12 protein-coding genes are annotated in these 17,065 nt (G+C 63.5%); 5 read left to right on the forward strand and 7 right to left on the reverse strand.

All coding sequences use genetic code 11. From position 1 onward, the window contains the following. Positions 1-65 precede the first annotated feature (65 nt). Positions 66-2,174: a 3-hydroxyacyl-CoA dehydrogenase NAD-binding domain-containing protein gene (locus V6L75_RS07855; protein ID WP_334250955.1), complete on the forward strand. Its 2,109-nt coding sequence runs from the start codon at positions 66-68 to the stop codon at positions 2,172-2,174. A gap of 337 nt (positions 2,175-2,511) precedes the next feature. After that, positions 2,512-3,723 (forward strand): alanine racemase, encoded by a 1,212-nt coding sequence (locus V6L75_RS07860; protein WP_334250956.1) that lies wholly within the window; start codon positions 2,512-2,514, stop codon positions 3,721-3,723. Positions 3,724-3,789: 66 nt separating this feature from the next. On the opposite strand, the gene V6L75_RS07865 is transcribed toward V6L75_RS07860, so the two are convergent. Continuing rightward, positions 3,790-4,317, reverse strand: coding sequence for a MarR family winged helix-turn-helix transcriptional regulator (locus tag V6L75_RS07865; RefSeq protein WP_425498717.1), 528 nt, complete (start codon positions 4,315-4,317; stop codon positions 3,790-3,792). A gap of 181 nt (positions 4,318-4,498) precedes the next feature. Between V6L75_RS07865 and V6L75_RS07870 the strand changes: the two genes are divergently transcribed. Next, the gene (locus V6L75_RS07870; protein WP_334250958.1) at positions 4,499-6,058 is read left to right on the forward strand and encodes an MDR family MFS transporter; all 1,560 of its coding nucleotides are present in this window, start codon (positions 4,499-4,501) and stop codon (positions 6,056-6,058) included. 74 nt (positions 6,059-6,132) lie between these two features. On the opposite strand, the gene V6L75_RS07875 is transcribed toward V6L75_RS07870, so the two are convergent. The 5 genes from V6L75_RS07875 to V6L75_RS07895 all read right to left on the reverse strand — a co-directional run bounded on the left by V6L75_RS07875 (position 6,133) and on the right by V6L75_RS07895 (position 13,706). Next, complete coding sequence (locus V6L75_RS07875; protein ID WP_334250959.1) at positions 6,133-9,318, reverse strand: efflux RND transporter permease subunit; 3,186 nt, start codon at positions 9,316-9,318, stop codon at positions 6,133-6,135. Positions 9,319-9,477: 159 nt separating this feature from the next. Then, positions 9,478-10,665: an efflux RND transporter periplasmic adaptor subunit gene (locus V6L75_RS07880; protein WP_334250960.1), complete on the reverse strand. Its 1,188-nt coding sequence runs from the start codon at positions 10,663-10,665 to the stop codon at positions 9,478-9,480. Positions 10,666-10,946: 281 nt separating this feature from the next. Then, complete coding sequence (locus V6L75_RS07885; RefSeq protein WP_334250961.1) at positions 10,947-12,140, reverse strand: NAD(P)/FAD-dependent oxidoreductase; 1,194 nt, start codon at positions 12,138-12,140, stop codon at positions 10,947-10,949. An 18-nt stretch (positions 12,141-12,158) separates the two neighbouring features. Beyond that, positions 12,159-12,482, reverse strand: coding sequence for a 2Fe-2S iron-sulfur cluster-binding protein (locus V6L75_RS07890; RefSeq protein ID WP_334250962.1), 324 nt, complete (start codon positions 12,480-12,482; stop codon positions 12,159-12,161). 48 nt (positions 12,483-12,530) lie between these two features. Then, positions 12,531-13,706, reverse strand: coding sequence for a cytochrome P450 (locus tag V6L75_RS07895; RefSeq protein ID WP_334250963.1), 1,176 nt, complete (start codon positions 13,704-13,706; stop codon positions 12,531-12,533). Between the two features lie 102 nt (positions 13,707-13,808). On the opposite strand from V6L75_RS07895, the gene V6L75_RS07900 reads away from it, so the two are divergent. Together V6L75_RS07900 and V6L75_RS07905 are read left to right on the forward strand one after the other, a co-directional pair. Then, on the forward strand, positions 13,809-14,777 hold the full coding sequence (locus V6L75_RS07900; protein WP_334250964.1) for a LysR family transcriptional regulator: 969 nt from the start codon (positions 13,809-13,811) through the stop codon (positions 14,775-14,777). A gap of 116 nt (positions 14,778-14,893) precedes the next feature. Next, positions 14,894-15,697 carry an inositol monophosphatase family protein gene (locus V6L75_RS07905; RefSeq protein ID WP_334250965.1) on the forward strand — a complete coding sequence of 268 codons (804 nt, stop codon included), beginning with the start codon at positions 14,894-14,896 and terminating at the stop codon, positions 15,695-15,697. Between the two features lie 81 nt (positions 15,698-15,778). On the opposite strand, the gene uxuA is transcribed toward V6L75_RS07905, so the two are convergent. Then, a complete protein-coding gene (gene uxuA, locus V6L75_RS07910) occupies positions 15,779-16,939 on the reverse strand; it encodes a mannonate dehydratase (RefSeq protein ID WP_334250966.1) in 1,161 nt (386 codons plus the stop codon). Between the last annotated feature and the right edge of the window lie 126 nt (positions 16,940-17,065).

Here is a 17,065-nt window from a genome sequence, read left to right on the forward strand (position 1 = left end):
GGTTGAAGTCGGGGCGCCGGTCATGCAAGTTGCGCCAGCATGCGGAGAGATAACAGAGGGGCGCAATGACCACTCCCGTTTCATATGAAGTTCAGGACGGCATTGCCGTGATCACCATCGCCAACCCGCCGGTCAACGCGCTGTCGCAGGCCGTGCGGGCCGGACTGCAGGAGGCGGTGGCACGGCTGGCGGCGGATGACAGCGCAATTGCCGGCGTCATCACCGGCGCGGGCCGCATTTTCGTTGGCGGTGCCGACATCACCGAGTTCGGCAAGACGCCGCAGCCCCCTTATCTGCCGGATGTGATCAACGCCATTGAAGACAGCGCCAAGCCCATTGCAGCCGCCCTCAATGGCGCGGCCATCGGCGGAGGTTGCGAAGTGGGCCTCGGCGCCCATCTGCGCATTGCTTCTGAGACGGCCAGGGTCAGCCTGCCGGAAGTAACGCTGGGCCTGATGCCCGGCGCAGGCGGCACCCAGCGCCTGCCGCGCCTTGCGGGCGTGGAGGCAGCCCTCGACATCATCACCACCGCCCGCCAGGTGAGTGCTGCCGAAGCGCTGTCCCTTGGCATTGTGGATGCCGTAGTGCCTGCCGCAGACCTGCTGTCAGCGGCAAAGGACAAGGTCCGCGCCGTGGCAGAAGGCTCCGTCAGCCGCCCCGAGGCGTCGGGCCTGCGCCCCCGCCCCGTTGCGGACGCCGCTATCTTTGAGGCCACCCGCAAGAAGGTGCGTGCCCGGAATCGCGGTGAGGTCTCGCATCTGGCCGCCATCGACGCGGTGGAAGATGCCACCCGCATGGACCGGACGGAGGGACTGGCCGCCGAGCGCAAGCGCTTCCTCGACCTGATGCAGACACCCCAGCGCGCTGCCCTCATCCACGCCTTCTTTGCCGAGCGCAAGGCTGCACAGGTGAAGGAGATCGCCGGACTGACGCCTCCGCCCTATGCCTCCACAGGCGTCATCGGAGGCGGCACCATGGGCGCGGGCATTGCCACCGCAGCGCTGCTTGCAGGTCTGCCCGTTACCCTGATCGAGCGCGAGGAGGCCTTTGCCGAAAAGGCGCGCGCTACAATTGCCCGCAATCTCGATGGCGCCGTCGCTCGCGGCAAGTTGAGCGCGGAACAGCGCGATGAAATCCTGAGCCTGAAGCTGAAGACCGCCACCACCTATGAGGCTCTGACGGAGGCCGACATCATCATCGAGGCGGTGTTTGAAAGCCTTGAGGTGAAGACGGACGTGTTCCGCACGCTGGACGCCATCGCCAAGCCGGGCGCAACGCTGGCCACCAACACCTCCTATCTGGATGTGAACGCCATCGCCGCCGTCACCTCACGCCCGGAAGACGTGATCGGCCTTCACTTCTTCTCCCCCGCCCATGTGATGCGGCTGCTGGAGATCGTCGTGGCGGAAAAGACGGCGCCCGCCCATGTCGCCCGTGCCTTTGATCTGGCCCGCAAGCTCGGCAAGACCGGCGTCTATTCCGGCATCTGCGACGGCTTCATCGGCAACCGGCTGATGATGCAATACCGCCTTGCCTCCGACTACACGATGATGGACGGGGCCAGCCCTTACGAGATCGACGCCGCGCTGACAGACTTCGGCTTTGCCATGGGGCCGTTCCAGGTTTCGGATCTGGCCGGCATCGACATCGGCTATGCCTCGCGCCAGCGCCGCGCGCCCACGCGCCCGCCGGAAGAGCGGGTGGTGACCTTTGCCGACGGGCTCTATCACCGGGGCTGGCTCGGCCAGAAGACTGGGCGCGGCTTCTACATCTATGATGACCAGAGCCCCAAGGGACGCCCGGACCCGGAAATCCTCGCTCTGCTGGAGGAGGCCCGCAAGGAGGCCGGCATCACCCCGCGCAGCTTCACGGCAGAGGAGATACAGCGGCGCTACATGGCCGCGATGATCAACGAGGCCGCCCGCGTGCTGGAAGAGGGCATCGCCCGCCGGGCGTCGGACATCGACACGGTGCTGCTCACCGGCTACGGCTTCCCCCGCTGGCGCGGCGGCCCGCTGCATTACGCCGACACGGTGGGCATTGCCTCGGTGCTGGACGACATCAACCGGCTCTCGGCAGACGACGCCTACTTCTGGCGCCCCGCCCCACTGCTCGTCCGCCTCGCCGCCGAGGGCAAGACCTTCGCGGATCTGGATGCCGGAGAGGCGGCATAGAGGCAAAGCGCTTCCATATGACCGCAGCGCCCCTCTCCCTCCCCGAGGGGGAGAGGGGTTGGCACCTGACTGGCCACGCGGATCAGACACCACTCTTGCGAATAAAATGCTTCTGCACATTCCCGTAAAAATGGCTGGCATCGGAAGGGCAAGGCGGTCTATCACAGGCTGAAAATCAGCCGGTGGCCCCTCAAGCCCCTCCCCCGCGCCTGCCGCCCCTCAAGGCCCTCCGCCTCGCACAGGACCATGTGCAGGGCGGCCTTGCCAGCGGTAAAGGACGCGGAACCAGCCAGAGGAACATCCACAGGACGGCAAGCAACCCCGAGGGGCCTCATCCATGTTTCTTCCTGCCCATGTCCGCCAGTCCATCGCAAAGCTTGGTGCGGACAAGACCAACGGACGCAGTTTCTTCGTCTATGACCTCACGGTCATGAAGGCCAAGATTGCCGCTCTCAAGGCTGCACTGCCGCAGGAAGTCGGCATCTTCTACGCGATGAAGGCCAATCCGAATGCCTCATTCCTCAAGGCGGCACTAGCGGCTGACGTGGCAGGCGTCGAGATCGCCAGCATCGGCGAGGGCCGCAAGGCGCTGGAGGCAGGCTTTGCGCCGAAGCAGATCGTCTTCACCGGCCCCGGCAAGTCGCCGGAAGAGCTGGAATGGGCAGTTTCCACCGGCATCAAGCTGGTGCATGTGGAATCGCTGACCGAGGCGCACCGGCTGGAGCAGATCTGCGCCCGGCATGGTGTGATGCAGGAGATCCTTGTCCGCGTCAACCCCAACTTCCATGTGCATGATGCACAGGCCAGCTTCTCCGGTGACAGCTCCAAGTTCGGCATCGATCAGGAGCTGTATTTCGGTCAGCTTCCGCAGATCGCCGCCCTGCCCCATCTCGCCTTCCGGGGCCTGCATGTCTATTCCGCCTCGGGCGTGCTGCAGCTGGATGATCTTCTGGAAAACTGCCGCCGCGTGTTCGAACTGGCCAAGGAAACGGAAGCCCGTGTGCCCGGCCTCCAGTGCAGCACCATCGACTTCGGCGGCGGCTTCGGCATTGACTATCTGGAGACAGGCCGCGGCTTCCAGCCGGAAGCCTATGCCGCGCGCCTGACGGCGCTGATTGCCGAGCATGGCTTTGCCGGACGCCACTTCGTGCTGGAACTGGGACGTTATCTGACCGCCGACAGCGGCTGGTACTGCACCGAGATCGTCGACATCAAGACCAGCGTCGGCATGAAGCAGATCGTCTGTCAGGGCGGGTCACACCATTTCCGCCGCCCCATCGCGCTGAAGATCAATCATCCGGTGGACGTGGTGCGCATGAATGCCCCGGCCATTTTTGACGGCCAGCAGTCGGTGCGCAATGAAACCGCCTTCATCGGCGGCGCTCTGTGCAACTCAGCCGACAAGCTGACGGCAACTCCGGTACATCTGGAAGCCGCTGATATCGGCGACCTCTTCGTCGTCGGGCTCGCAGGCGCCTATGGCTATTCGATGAGCCATCTCGACTTCCTGTCCCACCCGCGTCCGCTCGAGATTGTCATCGCGGAATAAGACATCCCTCTGCGCCGCCCCGGACATGCTCTGGGGCCGGTCAGAGGATGCAGCCCTCGAACCGGCTCAGCCAGCATCCCCCGGCAGGCGCGAGCGCTCTTCCAGTCCCGTGACGAAACGGTCGAGCAGAATGGCGAAGCGGTCGAGATCCTCCGCGCTCCACTCTGCGGTAATGTCTCGGATGAAGCCCTGCTTCACCCGATCGGCAACGCGGAAATACTCGTGGGCACGCTCCGTCAGCTCCACGACACTGCGGCGCGCATCTTCCTGCGACACGGTCCGGCGCAACAGGCCACGCTGAACCAGATCCGCCACCAGCCGGCTGCTGCGGGATGGGTCAACGCGGATGAACTCCGCAATCGCCCCAACCGTCACCTCGCCGTCCGGCGCGCGTCGGCGCACGGCGTCGATGACATCCAGATGGGTCAGCTCCAGCCCCGGCTCGGTCTGCTGCAGGGCGATGCGGCCAATGATGCGGCGGCCGATCATCATGCGCATGCGGCCGAGACTTGAGGAAATCAGCGAAAAATCCTCCTCCTGCCGTTCCCGGTTCTGATCTGGCACCTGATCCTCCGTTTCCTGCCCCATGGCCATCCTTACGCCCGTGCTTCATGGCGCTGCCTGAACAGGCCCGCGCATCCTATTCACAATAGCATGCCCTTGTCACTTATTTGACATTGACACATATATGCCAAAAGCACATATTTTTCAATCATCCGTCCGAGGGGTCACGGCCTTTCCGTGGAGGACGGAGTTTCTGGACGGCCTTTTTGCCATGAACAAGCATCTTACGGAACCGGCGGAGCTTGAAGCCGGTGCTGCCGCTTCAACCGCCCTTCCCCACACCACCCCGCCTGAAAGACCACCCCACCCGCGCAGGATCATCATTTTCCTGTTCCTGCTGATGGGGGTGTTCATGGCGACGCTGGACAACCAGATCGTCGCAACGGCCCTGCCAACCATTGTCGGCGAATTTGGCCAGATCGAACGCTTCGGCTGGGTGGCGTCGGCTTATCTTCTCGCCTCCAGCGCCGTGATGCCGGTCTATGGCAAGCTTGGCGATCTGTTCGGGCGCAAATATGTGATGCTGGCCGCGATCAGCATCTTCATCATTGGCTCGCTCACCTGTGCCCTTGCCGTATCGATGAACACCCTGATCGCAGCCCGCGTGCTGCAGGCCCTTGGCGGCGGCGGCATCATGGTGACGATCTTCTCGATCAACGCCGACCTCTTCGCGCCGCGCGAGCGGGCCCGCTACCAGAGCTATTCCAGCCTCGTGCTGATGCTCTCCGGAGCCATTGGCCCGGTGCTGGGCGGCACCATGAGTGACCTGTTCGGCTGGCGGTCGATCTTCTTCATCAACCTGCCGGTCGGCATCATCGTTCTCACCGCCCTTGCGGTCATGCTGCCCTACACGCGGCCCAACCGGAAGCCAAGGATCGACTATCCGGGCGCCATCCTTGCAGCGATGGTGACGGGGAGCATCGTGTTGTGGGCTGATGGCTCGGAACTGTTCGGCGGGCTTCTGTCGCCCACCGCTCTTGCGGTCCTCGGCACAGGCCTGCTGGCCCTTGTTGCCCTGATCCAGGTGGAAAGGCGCGCGCCGGAACCGGTGCTGCCGCTCTCGCTCTTCCGCAACCGCCAGATCTGCCTGCTCTTGACCATCTCGGCGGCAAGCGGCGCCATCGGCATCGGCCTGGTCACCTATTATGCGCTCTATCTGCAGTCGGGCCTCGGCCTCAGTCCCTCGGCAGCAGGCGTGTTCTTCATTCCGCTGACCGCCGGCATCGCCATCGGCTCGCTTTCAGCCGGCCGGCTGATGTCCGTATCCGGAAACTACAAGATCTTCTCCGTGCTCTCGACACTCACAGGGGTCACCATGCTCCTGGCCTTCAGTTTCACCGGCACCAACACCCCCACCATGCTTCTGGGGCTGATCATGCTGGCGCAGGGCATTGGCGTCGGTATTGGCCAGCAGGTGCCTGTGCTGGGTGTGCAGAATGCCGCTGACAGGCGGGACGTGGGGGCTGCCACCGGCAGCGTCACCCTCACCCGCATCGGCGGTGCTTCCATTGGCATCTCGATCTATGGCGCAATCCTCTCCTCCGGCCTTGGCCGCCACATGGGCGAGGTTCCGGGTGTGGAGCATCTGGAAAAGCTGTCCCCCGCGCAGACGGCAGCCCTTCCGGAAACCGCAAGGCATCTGCTTGGTGGCATCTACCAGTCAGCCTTCCACCCGCTGTTCCTGACAGCCGCCCTCATCGCCGCGCTCGGCCTCGTTGCAGCCCTTTCCTTGCGCAGCATCCGCCTGCCGGTGGGAGAAGAAAAAGGCTGAGGAACTGGCGGGATCTCAAGCAAAAGCCCCCGCCAGTGCAGTCACCGGCGGGGGCTTTGTTTTCTGCAGGAGACTTACTCCCCCGGTGTCATCCGTGCGGCACCTTCACGCGCATCACTCATTTCCCGTGCCAGACGGCTCTCCTCTTCCGCCTGCGGCTTGATGAATCGGCCAAGCAGAAGGTAGGCAACCGGTGTGAGATAGAGAGTAGAGAAGGTTGCAAGGCCAAGGCCGCCGACGATGATCCAGCCCAGCGCAATGCGGGCCTCGGCTCCGGCCCCGGATGCCAGGATCAGCGGAATGCCGCCGACGATGGTACAGATCATCGTCATCATGACCGGACGAAGCCGGATGTTGGCCGCATTTTCCACCGCCTCACGAACACCCAACCCTTTGTCCCGCAGCTGGTTGGCAAACTCCACCACCAGAATACCGTTCTTGGCCATGATGCCCACCAGGAGCACAAGGCCGATCTGGCTGTAGACATTGAGCGACGTACCGCTGAAAGCCATGGCATAGACCGCGCAGGCAAGGCCAAGCGGCACGGTGAACATGATGATCAGGGCACTCACGAAGCTTTCAAACTGCGCCGCCAGCACAAGGAGGATGATCAGCAGGGCAAAGCCGAAGGTGCGGGCCATGCTGGCCGACTGCTCGCCCAGGGTCGCGGCCTCCGCAAGAGGCACAATGCGGGCGCCCGGCGGCAGGAGCGGCTGCGCAATCTGCTGAGCCACCTGATAGGCATCCCCTAGGGCAAAGTCCGGCGCCAGACTGGAGGTGATGGCGACGGAGCGAAGCTGCTGTTCCCGGTCAAGCTGAGGGGGAACAGCCTTTTCCGTCAGCGTGGCAATGGTCGACACAGGAACGAAGCGTCCATCACCGGTGCGCAGGAACACATTTTCAAGATCCGTCGGATCGTTGATGGGATTGGTCGTGGAGACGAACTTCACATCAAAGCTGCGGTCTTCGATGAAGACCTGCCCGACGCGGCGCCCGTCCAGCATCGCCTGCATGGCATTGCCAAGGCCGTTGATGTCGATCCCGAGATCAGACGCCCGCTCACGGTCGATGGAGACGGAAAGCTGCGGCTGGGTCGCCTCGGTGGACAGGCGCGGCTGGGTAAAGCGCGGGTCCTTTTCCAGCTCCGCGACGATCTTGGCGGCACTTTCCCCGAGTGCCGCATAATTGCTGCCGGCCACCGCAAACTGAAGGCCTGAGCCTGCCCCGCGAATGCCCAGGCTGTTGGGCTGAAACACAAAGGCCCGAACGCCCGGCACATCCCGCACCCGCCGGGATACATCGGCGACGATCTCCTGCTGCGAGCGCGAACGTGCGTCCCAAGGCGCCAGGCGCATCACCATGAAGCCGTTGTTGGACCGTCCTCCCTGACCCGCGATAGAAAAGGTGCTGGTAATTTCACCGCTGTCCCGCAGTGGCTGGATCAGCTCTTCGACGCGTGTCATCTGCGCCGCGAGATAGTCAAGGCTCACGCCCTGCGGGGCCGAGATCCGCATGAAGGCGATCGACCGGTCTTCGGATGGCGTCAGCTCGGACTTGATGGTGCCAAACAGCACGGCAGCAGACATGGCAAAGAGCAGCGACACGGTAAGCACTACCATCGGCGCATCGAGGCAGGCTCGCAAGGTCCGCCGGTAGAGACGGGCCAGACCGCTGTCTGTCTTGCCGTCCGGAACGGCTGCCTGTGGTGCCCCGGCATCTCCCTGTGCCTCTGTTTCGAGGATGACAGTTTCGTCTGCCCCAATATTGGCGGCTTTGCCTTTGAGCAGGCGGGAGGCCAGCATCGGACACAGGGACAGGGCCACGACGGACGACAGCAGCACCGCAATCGCCAGCACGAAGCCGAATTCCTGGAACAGGCCGCCGGTCTGTCCGGGCAGGAAGGACAGCGGCACAAACACGGCCGCCAGCGTTGCCGTGGTCGCGATCACCGCAAAGAACACTTCGTCCGTGCCCAGAACGGCCGCCGCCCGCGGCCCCATGCCCTGATTGCGGCGTCGCACGATATTTTCCAGCACGACGATAGCATCATCCACCACAAGGCCCGTCGCCAGAACCAGCGCGAGAAGAGTGAGGATATTTATGGAGAAGCCTGCCAGATAGATCGCGGCCAGCGTGCCGATCAAGGCCACCGGCATTGTCACGCCAGGGATGAGGGTTGCACGCCAGTCCCGCAGGAAAAGGAAGATGATCAGCAGCACCACGCTGACGGAAATCACCAGCGCAATCTCCACCTCATGGATCGAGCCGGTGATGAACGTGGCATCATCGCTGGTGACTTCGATCGTCGTGCCTTCCGGCAGGGTCTGCTGAATGCGCTCCGCGGCGGCCTTCACACCTTCGGAAATTTCCAGCGTGTTGGACTGCGCCGCACGGATGACACCGAGGCCGATACCGGTCTTGCCATTGGCACGCAACTGCGACTGGCCGATATCCGGACCCAGCGTAACCGTGGCAAAGTCTCCGAGACGGGCACGGCGGTTGAGAATTATGCTTTCGAAGGCCTCGGGCGTGTCGATGGCTGCACTCGCCCGCACGATCAGGTCCTGCGTCTGGCTGGTCAGCGAACCGGCCGGTGTGTCAAAGGCCATGGTCGAAAGCGCAGACGCCACATCGCCGACGGTCAGATTGAGGCTTGCCATCTTCGCCTGATCAATGTCGATCCGGAAGATCTTCTGCCGGTCACCGTAAACCTGCACATCTGCGACGCCGGGAACAGCCGACAGCACGTCCGAAATTTCATCTTCCACCAGCACAGTCATGTCCTCGACGGACATGATGTCTGAAGTCAGCGCCAGGCGTACCACCGGCTGGGCGTTTGAATCGGCCTTGATGATGCGTGCCGCATCGGCGTCCTCTGGCAGGTCGTTGGTGATCCGCCCCAACGCGTCGCGCATGTCGGCGGCGGCTGCATCCAGGCTCACGTCATCATAGAATTCCACCGTGACCCGGCTCTCGCCATAGGACGAGGACGAAGAGATCGACTTGACGCCGGAAACACGCGACACCGCCCCCTCGATCACACCCGTAACTTCACGGTCGATGGTTTCGGCAGAGGCTGAATCGTAACTGGTGCGGATGGAAATGACAGGCTGGTCCACATCCGGCAGCTCGCGGATTTCCACACCGAAGAAGGCGGCAAGGCCCGCGACGACGATCAGCATGTTCATCACAAAGGCCAGCACGGGGCGCCGGACGAAAAGGGCAGTAAAGCTGCGGTCAGGGATATGGCTGGAGCTCATCTTGGCCTCGTTCCGTTTCACCGGCTGCGCGCCTTCACAAGGCTGCGGTCAGTCCGGGAATGATTGTCCTCGGCGAACAGAACCACCTGCACCACGGACGGAGTCAGGAAGGCACTGCGGGCATTCGCAGGCAGCTGGACGCACCAGCCGCCCGGGCTCTCAGGAACCGCTGGGAGCAGCTGCGGGCTTGGAAGCTGCGTCCGCAGCCGGTTTGGGCGCCTGACGTCCGGCAATGTTCAACTGCGCCCCCTCACGGGCCAGATGCAGCCCCTCGGAGATGACCTCATCACCCGGCTTCAGATTGGCCTCTACGAGCACGCTGGTGGTGTTCCGCTGAATGATCCGGACGAGCTCACGCTTCGCCTTGCCGTCACGAACTGCCCAGACGAAAGCACCGTCCGGCCCCCACTGTACCGCCAGCGGGTTCACCGCAGCATATTTGTCGCCGGGGAACTGCATCTCAACCTGGAAGGACATGCCGGGACGCAGCCGGTCTCCGGCGTTGCGGATGCTCGCTTGCACCTGAAGCGTACGGCTTTCAGTCTCGACCCGGTTGTCCACGGCACTGACTTCACCGCTGTAAACCTCACCGGGGCGGGCGACCGACTCTGCCGTAAGCGGCGCGCCGACGGAAATACCGGCAAAGCGCTCGGGGATCCAGAAGTCGACAAGGATTTCAGAGCGATCCTCGACCGTCGCAATCACAGAGGATGACGTGACATAGTTTCCGGCTGTAATCGGCAGAATTCCAACGATGCCGTCAATCGGGCTTTCAACCGAGCGGCGCGACAGGGCAAGGCGCGCCTCACGCAGGGCAAGACGGGCGTTGTCCGCAGCAAGCTCTGCATCGGTCACCTGCACATCGCTGGCGGCGTTGGACTGACGCAGCTGGCGGGTCCGCTTGAGACGTGCCTCGGCATCCTTCAGGGCGATACCGGCGCGCTCAGCCGCTATCTCCTCAGCTTCGGAATCGAGCTTGGCGATGATTTCGCCGCGCTTCACCGAAGCGCCGGAATTGACCAGGATTGCGGTCATCCTGCCAGACTCGAAGGGACGCACCTCGACCGACCGCGCAGCGCGGCCCGAACCGATGGCTGAAAGACGGTCATTGATCGTCTGCTCGATCACGGGAGAGACGACAACCACCCCCTGAGGGCCACGTCCTCCGCCATTGCCTTGACCACGGCTCTGACCATCGCCTGCACCAGGTGCAGTCGAGGCGGCGGCGAGCCAGCCCAGCCCGGCAGGCGCCAGAATCTCGCCCGCACCTGGATAAAACCTCGCCCAAAGGCCAAAGCCAGCGGCGATGATGACAAGACTTAAAAGCGATTGTCTCCAGAGCGACACATGAAACTCCAGTTCAAAATTTTCCGTTCAGCCGCCAAGCCCGAAACCGGTATCGCCCTGCCATCACGACACTATCTAGCGTGAACACCATACGGGGAAACATCAAAATTTTTTGACCCGGTTGCCAGCGGAGAATTGCGGCAACTCAGGTCAAACTGAAGGCTAGGGGCAAGAAAGCCCCGGAAAATTTGTACCAGAGTGTATCAGGCAGGTTCCGGCCAGCGCGCTTCGCCGCTCTTGAGCCGCACGCAGCCGTACCAAAGACAGAGACAGGAACGCCCTTATGACGCCGCCCGCTCCTTCGCCAGAGCAGCCAGATCGAAGCCACAGGCTTCCAGGTCTGCCCGGGAGGGCGGGCTTGCCCCGGCAAGAAGCTTGCGGGCCTGCATGTGGATCTTGGCGTCATTGACCGTCTCGACCGCCGAAAGCACCCCGCCGCGCAGGCGCAGAACGGCAGCAGGCCCGAGAGCCAGACTTTCATCCCCCGGCCCGGCAAGGCCTGCGATCTGCAGCTTCCAGTCTGCCTGATCCGACCAGAACCACGGCACGGCGGCATAGGGTTCGCCCGCACCTTTCACGAGACGCCGGGCAATGTGGCGGGCGTGATCAGTGGCCGCCTGCACGCTCTCAAGGCGAATACGCGCGCCCGTCACCGGATCAGGGAAGGACGCGCAATCCCCCAGCGCGGAGATGGAAGGATCGGAGGTCAGGAGCTGGCCGTCCACCGCGATGCCGTTCGCTATCTCAAGCCCCGCCTCTGCCGCAAGCTCCGTATTCGGCACGACACCTGCCGCCAGCAGCACAAGATCCGCCGCAATGCCCGAACCATCGGCAAGCGTAACACCTTCGTCCGTCACTGCACTCACCGGCTGGCCCAGCAGAATGCGGGTGCCCATGCCTTCGTGCAGGGAGAGAAACCGGGCCGAAAGCTCCGGCGACAGCACACGCGCCATCAGGCGCGGGGCGGCTTCCGCCACAGTCACCTCATGCCCGGCAGCGCGGGCAACGGCGGCAAACTCCAGGCCGATGAAGCCGCCGCCAATGATGGCAATGCGGCGGGGCCGTTCCAGCTTACCGCGCAGCCTTGCCGCATCTTCCAGCGTGCGCAGGTCCAGCACCCGCTCAAGTCCGGGAATGGGCGGGCGCAGGTTGCGGGTGCCGGTGGCGAGGATCAGATGATCGTAGGGATATACCGTGCCGCCCGCATGCACCTCACGGCCTTCACGGTCAATACGTTCCGCCCGGACGCCGGAAACGAGCGTAACCCCATTCTTTTCGAAGAAAGCGGCCGGGCGCAGTTCCAGCCGCGAGCCGTCACCATCCTTCAGATAGGCCTTCGACAATGGCGGGCGCTGATAGGGCAGGCCAGGTTCGGCACCGATCAGCGTGATCTCGCCGGCAAACCCTTCCTGCCGAAGGCTCATGGCCGCCTGCAGGCCGCCCTGCCCCGCCCCGATGATGACGATCCGCCGCATGGTCTGCCCCTTTTCAGCTCACATCTGCTCTTCAGGCAGATGCACGACGAGGCCATCCAGCGCCGGGCTGAGCCGGATCTGGCAAGACAGGCGCGAGCTCGGCTTCACCTCGGCGGCGCCGCAGTCCAGCATGTCTTCCTCGCCGTCGCGCCGCTCTCCGGCGGCGTCCAGCCACTCATCGTCCACGTAGCAATGGCAGGTGGCGCACATCATGGCACCGCCGCATTCGCCGACGATGCCCTCCACATCATGGGCCACCGCCGTGTGCATCACGGTGTCGCCCTCTTTCCCATCCACCTCGGTGCGCGTGCCATCGTGGTGCACGTAGGTCACCTTCACCATGTCTCTCCCTCCTCCATTCGAGACCTTGCGAAACTTGAAACCGCCAGCCTAGTTCAGCTTAACCGGCAGATTGATAGGCCCGCGGAAGCCGAAGCCTTTCCACTTGACCGCAGACGGGTCCGGCAATTCCATGTCCGGGAACCGGTCAAACAGCAGCGGCAGCATGATCTGGCCGACCGTGCGGCGGGCAATATGGGCACCGGCGCAATGGTGCGGGCCGCTGCCGAAGGCCTGATGCGGGTTCTTGTCCCGGAAGACGAAGAACTCCTCGCCGTTCTCGTAAATCTCCTCATCCCGGTTGGCGGAGGCCTGAATGGTCATCACCGTGTCACCCTTCGGGATCTCGAAGCCCCCGATCTCCGTGTCCTCAAGCACCCGGCGGGACGAGGCCTGGATCGGTGCCACCCAGCGCACGCCTTCCTCAAACGCCTGCTCCCAGGCCTCCTGACGGCGCACTTCGGCGAGCTGATCCGGGTTGGTCAGCAGGCCATAGATGATGGTCGCCAGCGCATCACGCGGCTCGTTGATGCCGCCGCCAATGGCAATCTTGATGTTGGCGTAGATCTGACTGAGCGGGATCGGGTCCGGCGCATTCAGCATGACCGAGAAGGCCGACGCATTGGGCTCTGCCTTGTGGCGGGCCTGAAGCCTGTCGAACAGCGCGTTCATCTCCGCATTCGCCTTGTCGCTGGCCTCGAAGGGCTCCGGCCGCCAGCCGAAATTGCCCGCCCCGTCAATGAGAAGCTGCGACCAGCGCTGCATCTCTTCGTCGGTCGCTTCCTCTACGCCGAGAATATGCGCCAGAATGCGCGCCGCCACCGGGCCGCAAAGATCCGTGAACAGATCCACCGTCTGGCCGCGCGGCAGGCGGGACACGTAGTCTTCGGCGATGGACTGATAAAGTCCGGCCCAATTGCTGCGGATCACCTTTGGCGTGAAGGCCGGCTGCATGGCCATGCGCTCGCGCCGGTGCTCCTCGCCGTCCTTGCGCATCAGGGTATGGGCCTGAAAGGCCGGCTTCATCGGCGTGTTGGGATCATCGGAGCTGAACAGATCCGGATTGTCCTTCACCGCCTTGGTGTGAACGGCCTTGGTCAGGAACGTGCGTTTGACCGAAGCAACGCGGATGACAGGCGTTTCAGCCCGCATGCGGCGGTAGACCGGATAAGGGTCGTCCGTCAGCTGGGCAATCGTGGTGGTCTCGTCGAGTGGCGCGAGCGGCATGTGCAGTCCTCCTCCCTTGATCTGCAATCCGTGGCTCCACGAAAGCGCATGAGCCTTGACGCGGCAATGCGGTTTCCTTGATACCTGAAATCGGAAAATTTGATGGAGCGATTGGGAGAGCGCGCCATGCTGGAGGAAAAGCCGGATAACAAACCGGGCGCTGCACGGGCGGGGCCTCTGGGGGTGGATTTTGCCGCGCTCAACACCCTGCATGTGGTGCATGCGCAAGGCTCCTTCAGCCGGGCGGCGGAGGTGCTGGGGCTTAACCAGTCCGCCGTCAGCTACACGATCGACAAGCTGCGCAAGGTCTTTGCCGATCCGCTGTTTCTGAGGGTCGAAGGACAGCAGATGCCGACCGCGCGGTGCGAGCAGATCCTCGCCAGCACCCGCACCATGCTGGATGATTTCCTGCGCCTTGCCGAGCCGGACCCGCTGGATCTCGCCCGCATCGAAGGGCGCTATGTCATCGCCTGCAACTACTATGAGCGGATAATTATCATTCCCGAGATCGTGCGGGACCTGCGCCTGGCTGCCCCCGGTTTCACCATCGAGATCATTCCATCAGCCGACATTGGCCCGGACCAGCTTGTGCGCTCGCATGCGGACCTGCTGCTTGGCCCCTTCCGCCGCAACGATGCTGCCTTTTACAGCCGCAAACTGTTCGATGAGCATTATGTCTGCGCAATGGACAGGGAGCACCCGCTGGCGGGCAAGACGCTGACGCTCGAGGACTATCTGGCGCTGGACCATGTCGCAGCCACCTATGGCGGGCTTTGGAAATCCGGCTATCTCAGGGAGCTGGAGGCCATGGGACACCGGCTGAGGGCCAGCCTTGAAGTGCCAAGCCCCGCCGGGCTGCCCCGCCTTATCCGCACCACAGGCTATGTGGCCACCATGCCGGGCCTTCTGGCGCAGTATTTCTCGGACGAGCTGCACATCACTCCCTGTCCGGTGCCAGCCCCCTTTGACGTGCTGATGGTCTGGACCGAGAGGGTGCACAAGTCCCCGCTCCACCGCCAGATCCGGGAGGTCATCGCCCAATCCGTCAGCCGGACAGTGGGGCGCGGATGAAATACCTGCAGCATGCATGAAAGCTGTCATGTGATGGCCATATGAGACTGAACAACTCCCGCAAACATTGCTTGAGCCAGCTCTTCCACTGCCAGTTAAAGGACACAGTCCCCGAAATGACCGCTGCCCCGCATTCCGCCGCCATCGCCGCCCGCTTCGATCTGGCCAGATCCATCGCAACCGAAGCCGCCGCCCTTGCGCTCGACTATTTCAACCGGCGCGAGACGCTGGTGATCGAAACGAAGAAGAACCTGCAGGACGTCGTCTCCATCGCCGACCGCAATGTCGAGAAGCTCATCCGCGAAAGGGTCGCCGCCACCTTCCCGGAAGATGGTTTCCTCGGCGAGGAATATGGACAGACGGACGGCAGTTCGCCCTACACATGGGTGGTGGACCCGATCGACGGCACGGCGCCCTTCGTCAATGGCATGCCCACATGGTGCGTTTCCATTGCCGTTGCCCGCGACGGCGCACCTGTGGTGGGCGTTATCCTCGCACCTGTCCTGCAGGAAACCTACGCCGCCGCCGAAGGCCATGGCGCGACGCTCAATGGCAAGCCGCTGAAGCTTGACCCGTCCCGCACCATGCAGAACGGCCTCACTGGCATCAGCAGCAACAGCCACGTCACGCCGGAGCGCACCGGGGCAATCGTCACGGCGCTGACGGCAAGGGGCGGCAACATGATCCGCAACGGCTCGGGCGCGCTGATGCTGGCCTATGTTTCGGCCGGCCGGCTCGTCGGCTTTTACGAGCCCTACATGCACGCCTGGGACTGCATGGCCGGCTTCTGCCTCGTCAAGGAGGCCGGTGGCTTCCACGAACCGTTCCCCGCCACCGCCTTCGGTCTCGGCAAGGGCGCCCCTGTTATCGCGGCCGGACCGGGGGCGAAGGACGACATCTGGGCTTTGGCGCAGCTGTGAGTTAGGCTTTCACAACACGTCCAAACACAAAGGCCGGGCATCGCTGCCCGGCCTTTGACGTTCATGATCTGACGCGGCAGATCAGATGAAAGCGCGGATGGCGCGTTCGACGCCGCGCAACTCGGCAAGCCCGCGAAGACGGCCAATCGCCGGATAGCCGGGGTTGGAGGTCTTGCGCAGGTCATCCAGCAGCTGATGTCCATGGTCCGGACGCATCGGCAGTTCCACACCACGGCGGCGCTCGGCCAGCAGCACGGCTTTGATCACCGCAACCATGTCCACGTCGCCATCAAGGTGAGCGGCTTCATGGAAGCTGCGCGGATCGGCCTCGCGCTTGGTGGCGCGCAGATGCAGGAAATGCACCCGGTCCGCATGGGTTTCGAACATTTCGACCAGATTGTTGTCCGGCCGCACGCCATAGGAGCCGGTGCAGAAGGTGAAGCCGTTGGCGGGGCTGTCCACCATCTCCGCAATCGCCTTCATGTCGGCAGCGGTGGAGACCACCCGCGGCAGGCCGAACAGCGGGCGCGGCGGATCATCGGGATGGATGGCGAGCACGACGCCTTCCTTCTCGGCCACAGGAATGACGATCTTCAGGAAGGCTGCAAGGTTGGCGCGCAGACGCTCCGCATCGACTTCGGCATAGGTGGCAAGGCGGGCGCGGAAGCTGTCGAGCGAATAGCTTTCTTCAGCGCCCGGCAGGCCGGCGATGATGTTGGCCATCAGCTTGGCCACATCAGCTTCGCTCATGGCAGCGTGAGCTGCGCGGGCCTGTTCGATTTCCTGCGCGCTGTATTCAGCCTCTGCGCCCTCGCGCTTCAGGATGAACAGGTCGAAGGCTGCGAAGGCATCGGCATCAAAGCGCAGGCAGCGGGCACCATCGGGCAGCTCGAAGGCCAGATCCGTACGGGTCCAGTCGATCACCGGCATGAAGTTGTAGCAGATGGTGCGGATGCCGCAGCGGGCAAGGTTCACCATGCTCGCCACCCAGGCTTCGGCATAACGCTCCCAGCCCGGCGCGGCGGTCTTGATGTCCTCATGGATCGGAATGCTCTCGACCACGGACCAGGTGAGTCCGGCCGCTTCGATCATGGCCTTGCGCTCGAGAATGCGCTCCACCGGCCAGACCGTGCCATTCGGCTGGTCATGCAGGGCGGAGACGATGCCGGTGGCACCAGCCTGACGGATATCTGCGAGCGAGACGGGATCGGCCGGGCCGAACCAGCGCCATGTCTGTTCCATGGATGAGGTTCCTCAATTGGAGGCGGTTGGGGACTTGGGAGGAAACGCCGGCACTGGCCTGCCCTGCTTTCGTCTTCGGACAGGCCAAGTTCCGGCTGAAACTCGGTACAACGGGCAAGTGCCCTT

Source organism: Pannonibacter anstelovis (assembly GCF_036881715.1).
In the GTDB taxonomy this organism is placed as follows: Bacteria; Pseudomonadota; Alphaproteobacteria; order Rhizobiales; family Stappiaceae; genus Pannonibacter; species Pannonibacter anstelovis.

Excerpts from the sequence above, each read along its gene's own strand:
- V6L75_RS07855 (WP_334250955.1), top strand. The coding sequence starts at position 66 with ATGACCACTCCCGTTTCATATGAAGTTCAGGACGGCATTGCCGTGATC.
- V6L75_RS07860 (WP_334250956.1), top strand. The coding sequence starts at position 2,512 with ATGTTTCTTCCTGCCCATGTCCGCCAGTCCATCGCAAAGCTTGGTGCG.
- V6L75_RS07865 (WP_425498717.1), bottom strand. The coding sequence starts at position 4,317 with ATGGCCATGGGGCAGGAAACGGAGGATCAGGTGCCAGATCAGAACCGG.
- V6L75_RS07870 (WP_334250958.1), top strand. The coding sequence starts at position 4,499 with ATGAACAAGCATCTTACGGAACCGGCGGAGCTTGAAGCCGGTGCTGCC.
- V6L75_RS07875 (WP_334250959.1), bottom strand. The coding sequence starts at position 9,318 with ATGAGCTCCAGCCATATCCCTGACCGCAGCTTTACTGCCCTTTTCGTC.
- V6L75_RS07885 (WP_334250961.1), bottom strand. The coding sequence starts at position 12,140 with ATGCGGCGGATCGTCATCATCGGGGCGGGGCAGGGCGGCCTGCAGGCG.
- V6L75_RS07890 (WP_334250962.1), bottom strand. The coding sequence starts at position 12,482 with ATGGTGAAGGTGACCTACGTGCACCACGATGGCACGCGCACCGAGGTG.
- V6L75_RS07895 (WP_334250963.1), bottom strand. The coding sequence starts at position 13,706 with ATGCCGCTCGCGCCACTCGACGAGACCACCACGATTGCCCAGCTGACG.
- V6L75_RS07900 (WP_334250964.1), top strand. The coding sequence starts at position 13,809 with ATGGAGCGATTGGGAGAGCGCGCCATGCTGGAGGAAAAGCCGGATAAC.
- V6L75_RS07905 (WP_334250965.1), top strand. The coding sequence starts at position 14,894 with ATGACCGCTGCCCCGCATTCCGCCGCCATCGCCGCCCGCTTCGATCTG.
- uxuA (WP_334250966.1), bottom strand. The coding sequence starts at position 16,939 with ATGGAACAGACATGGCGCTGGTTCGGCCCGGCCGATCCCGTCTCGCTC.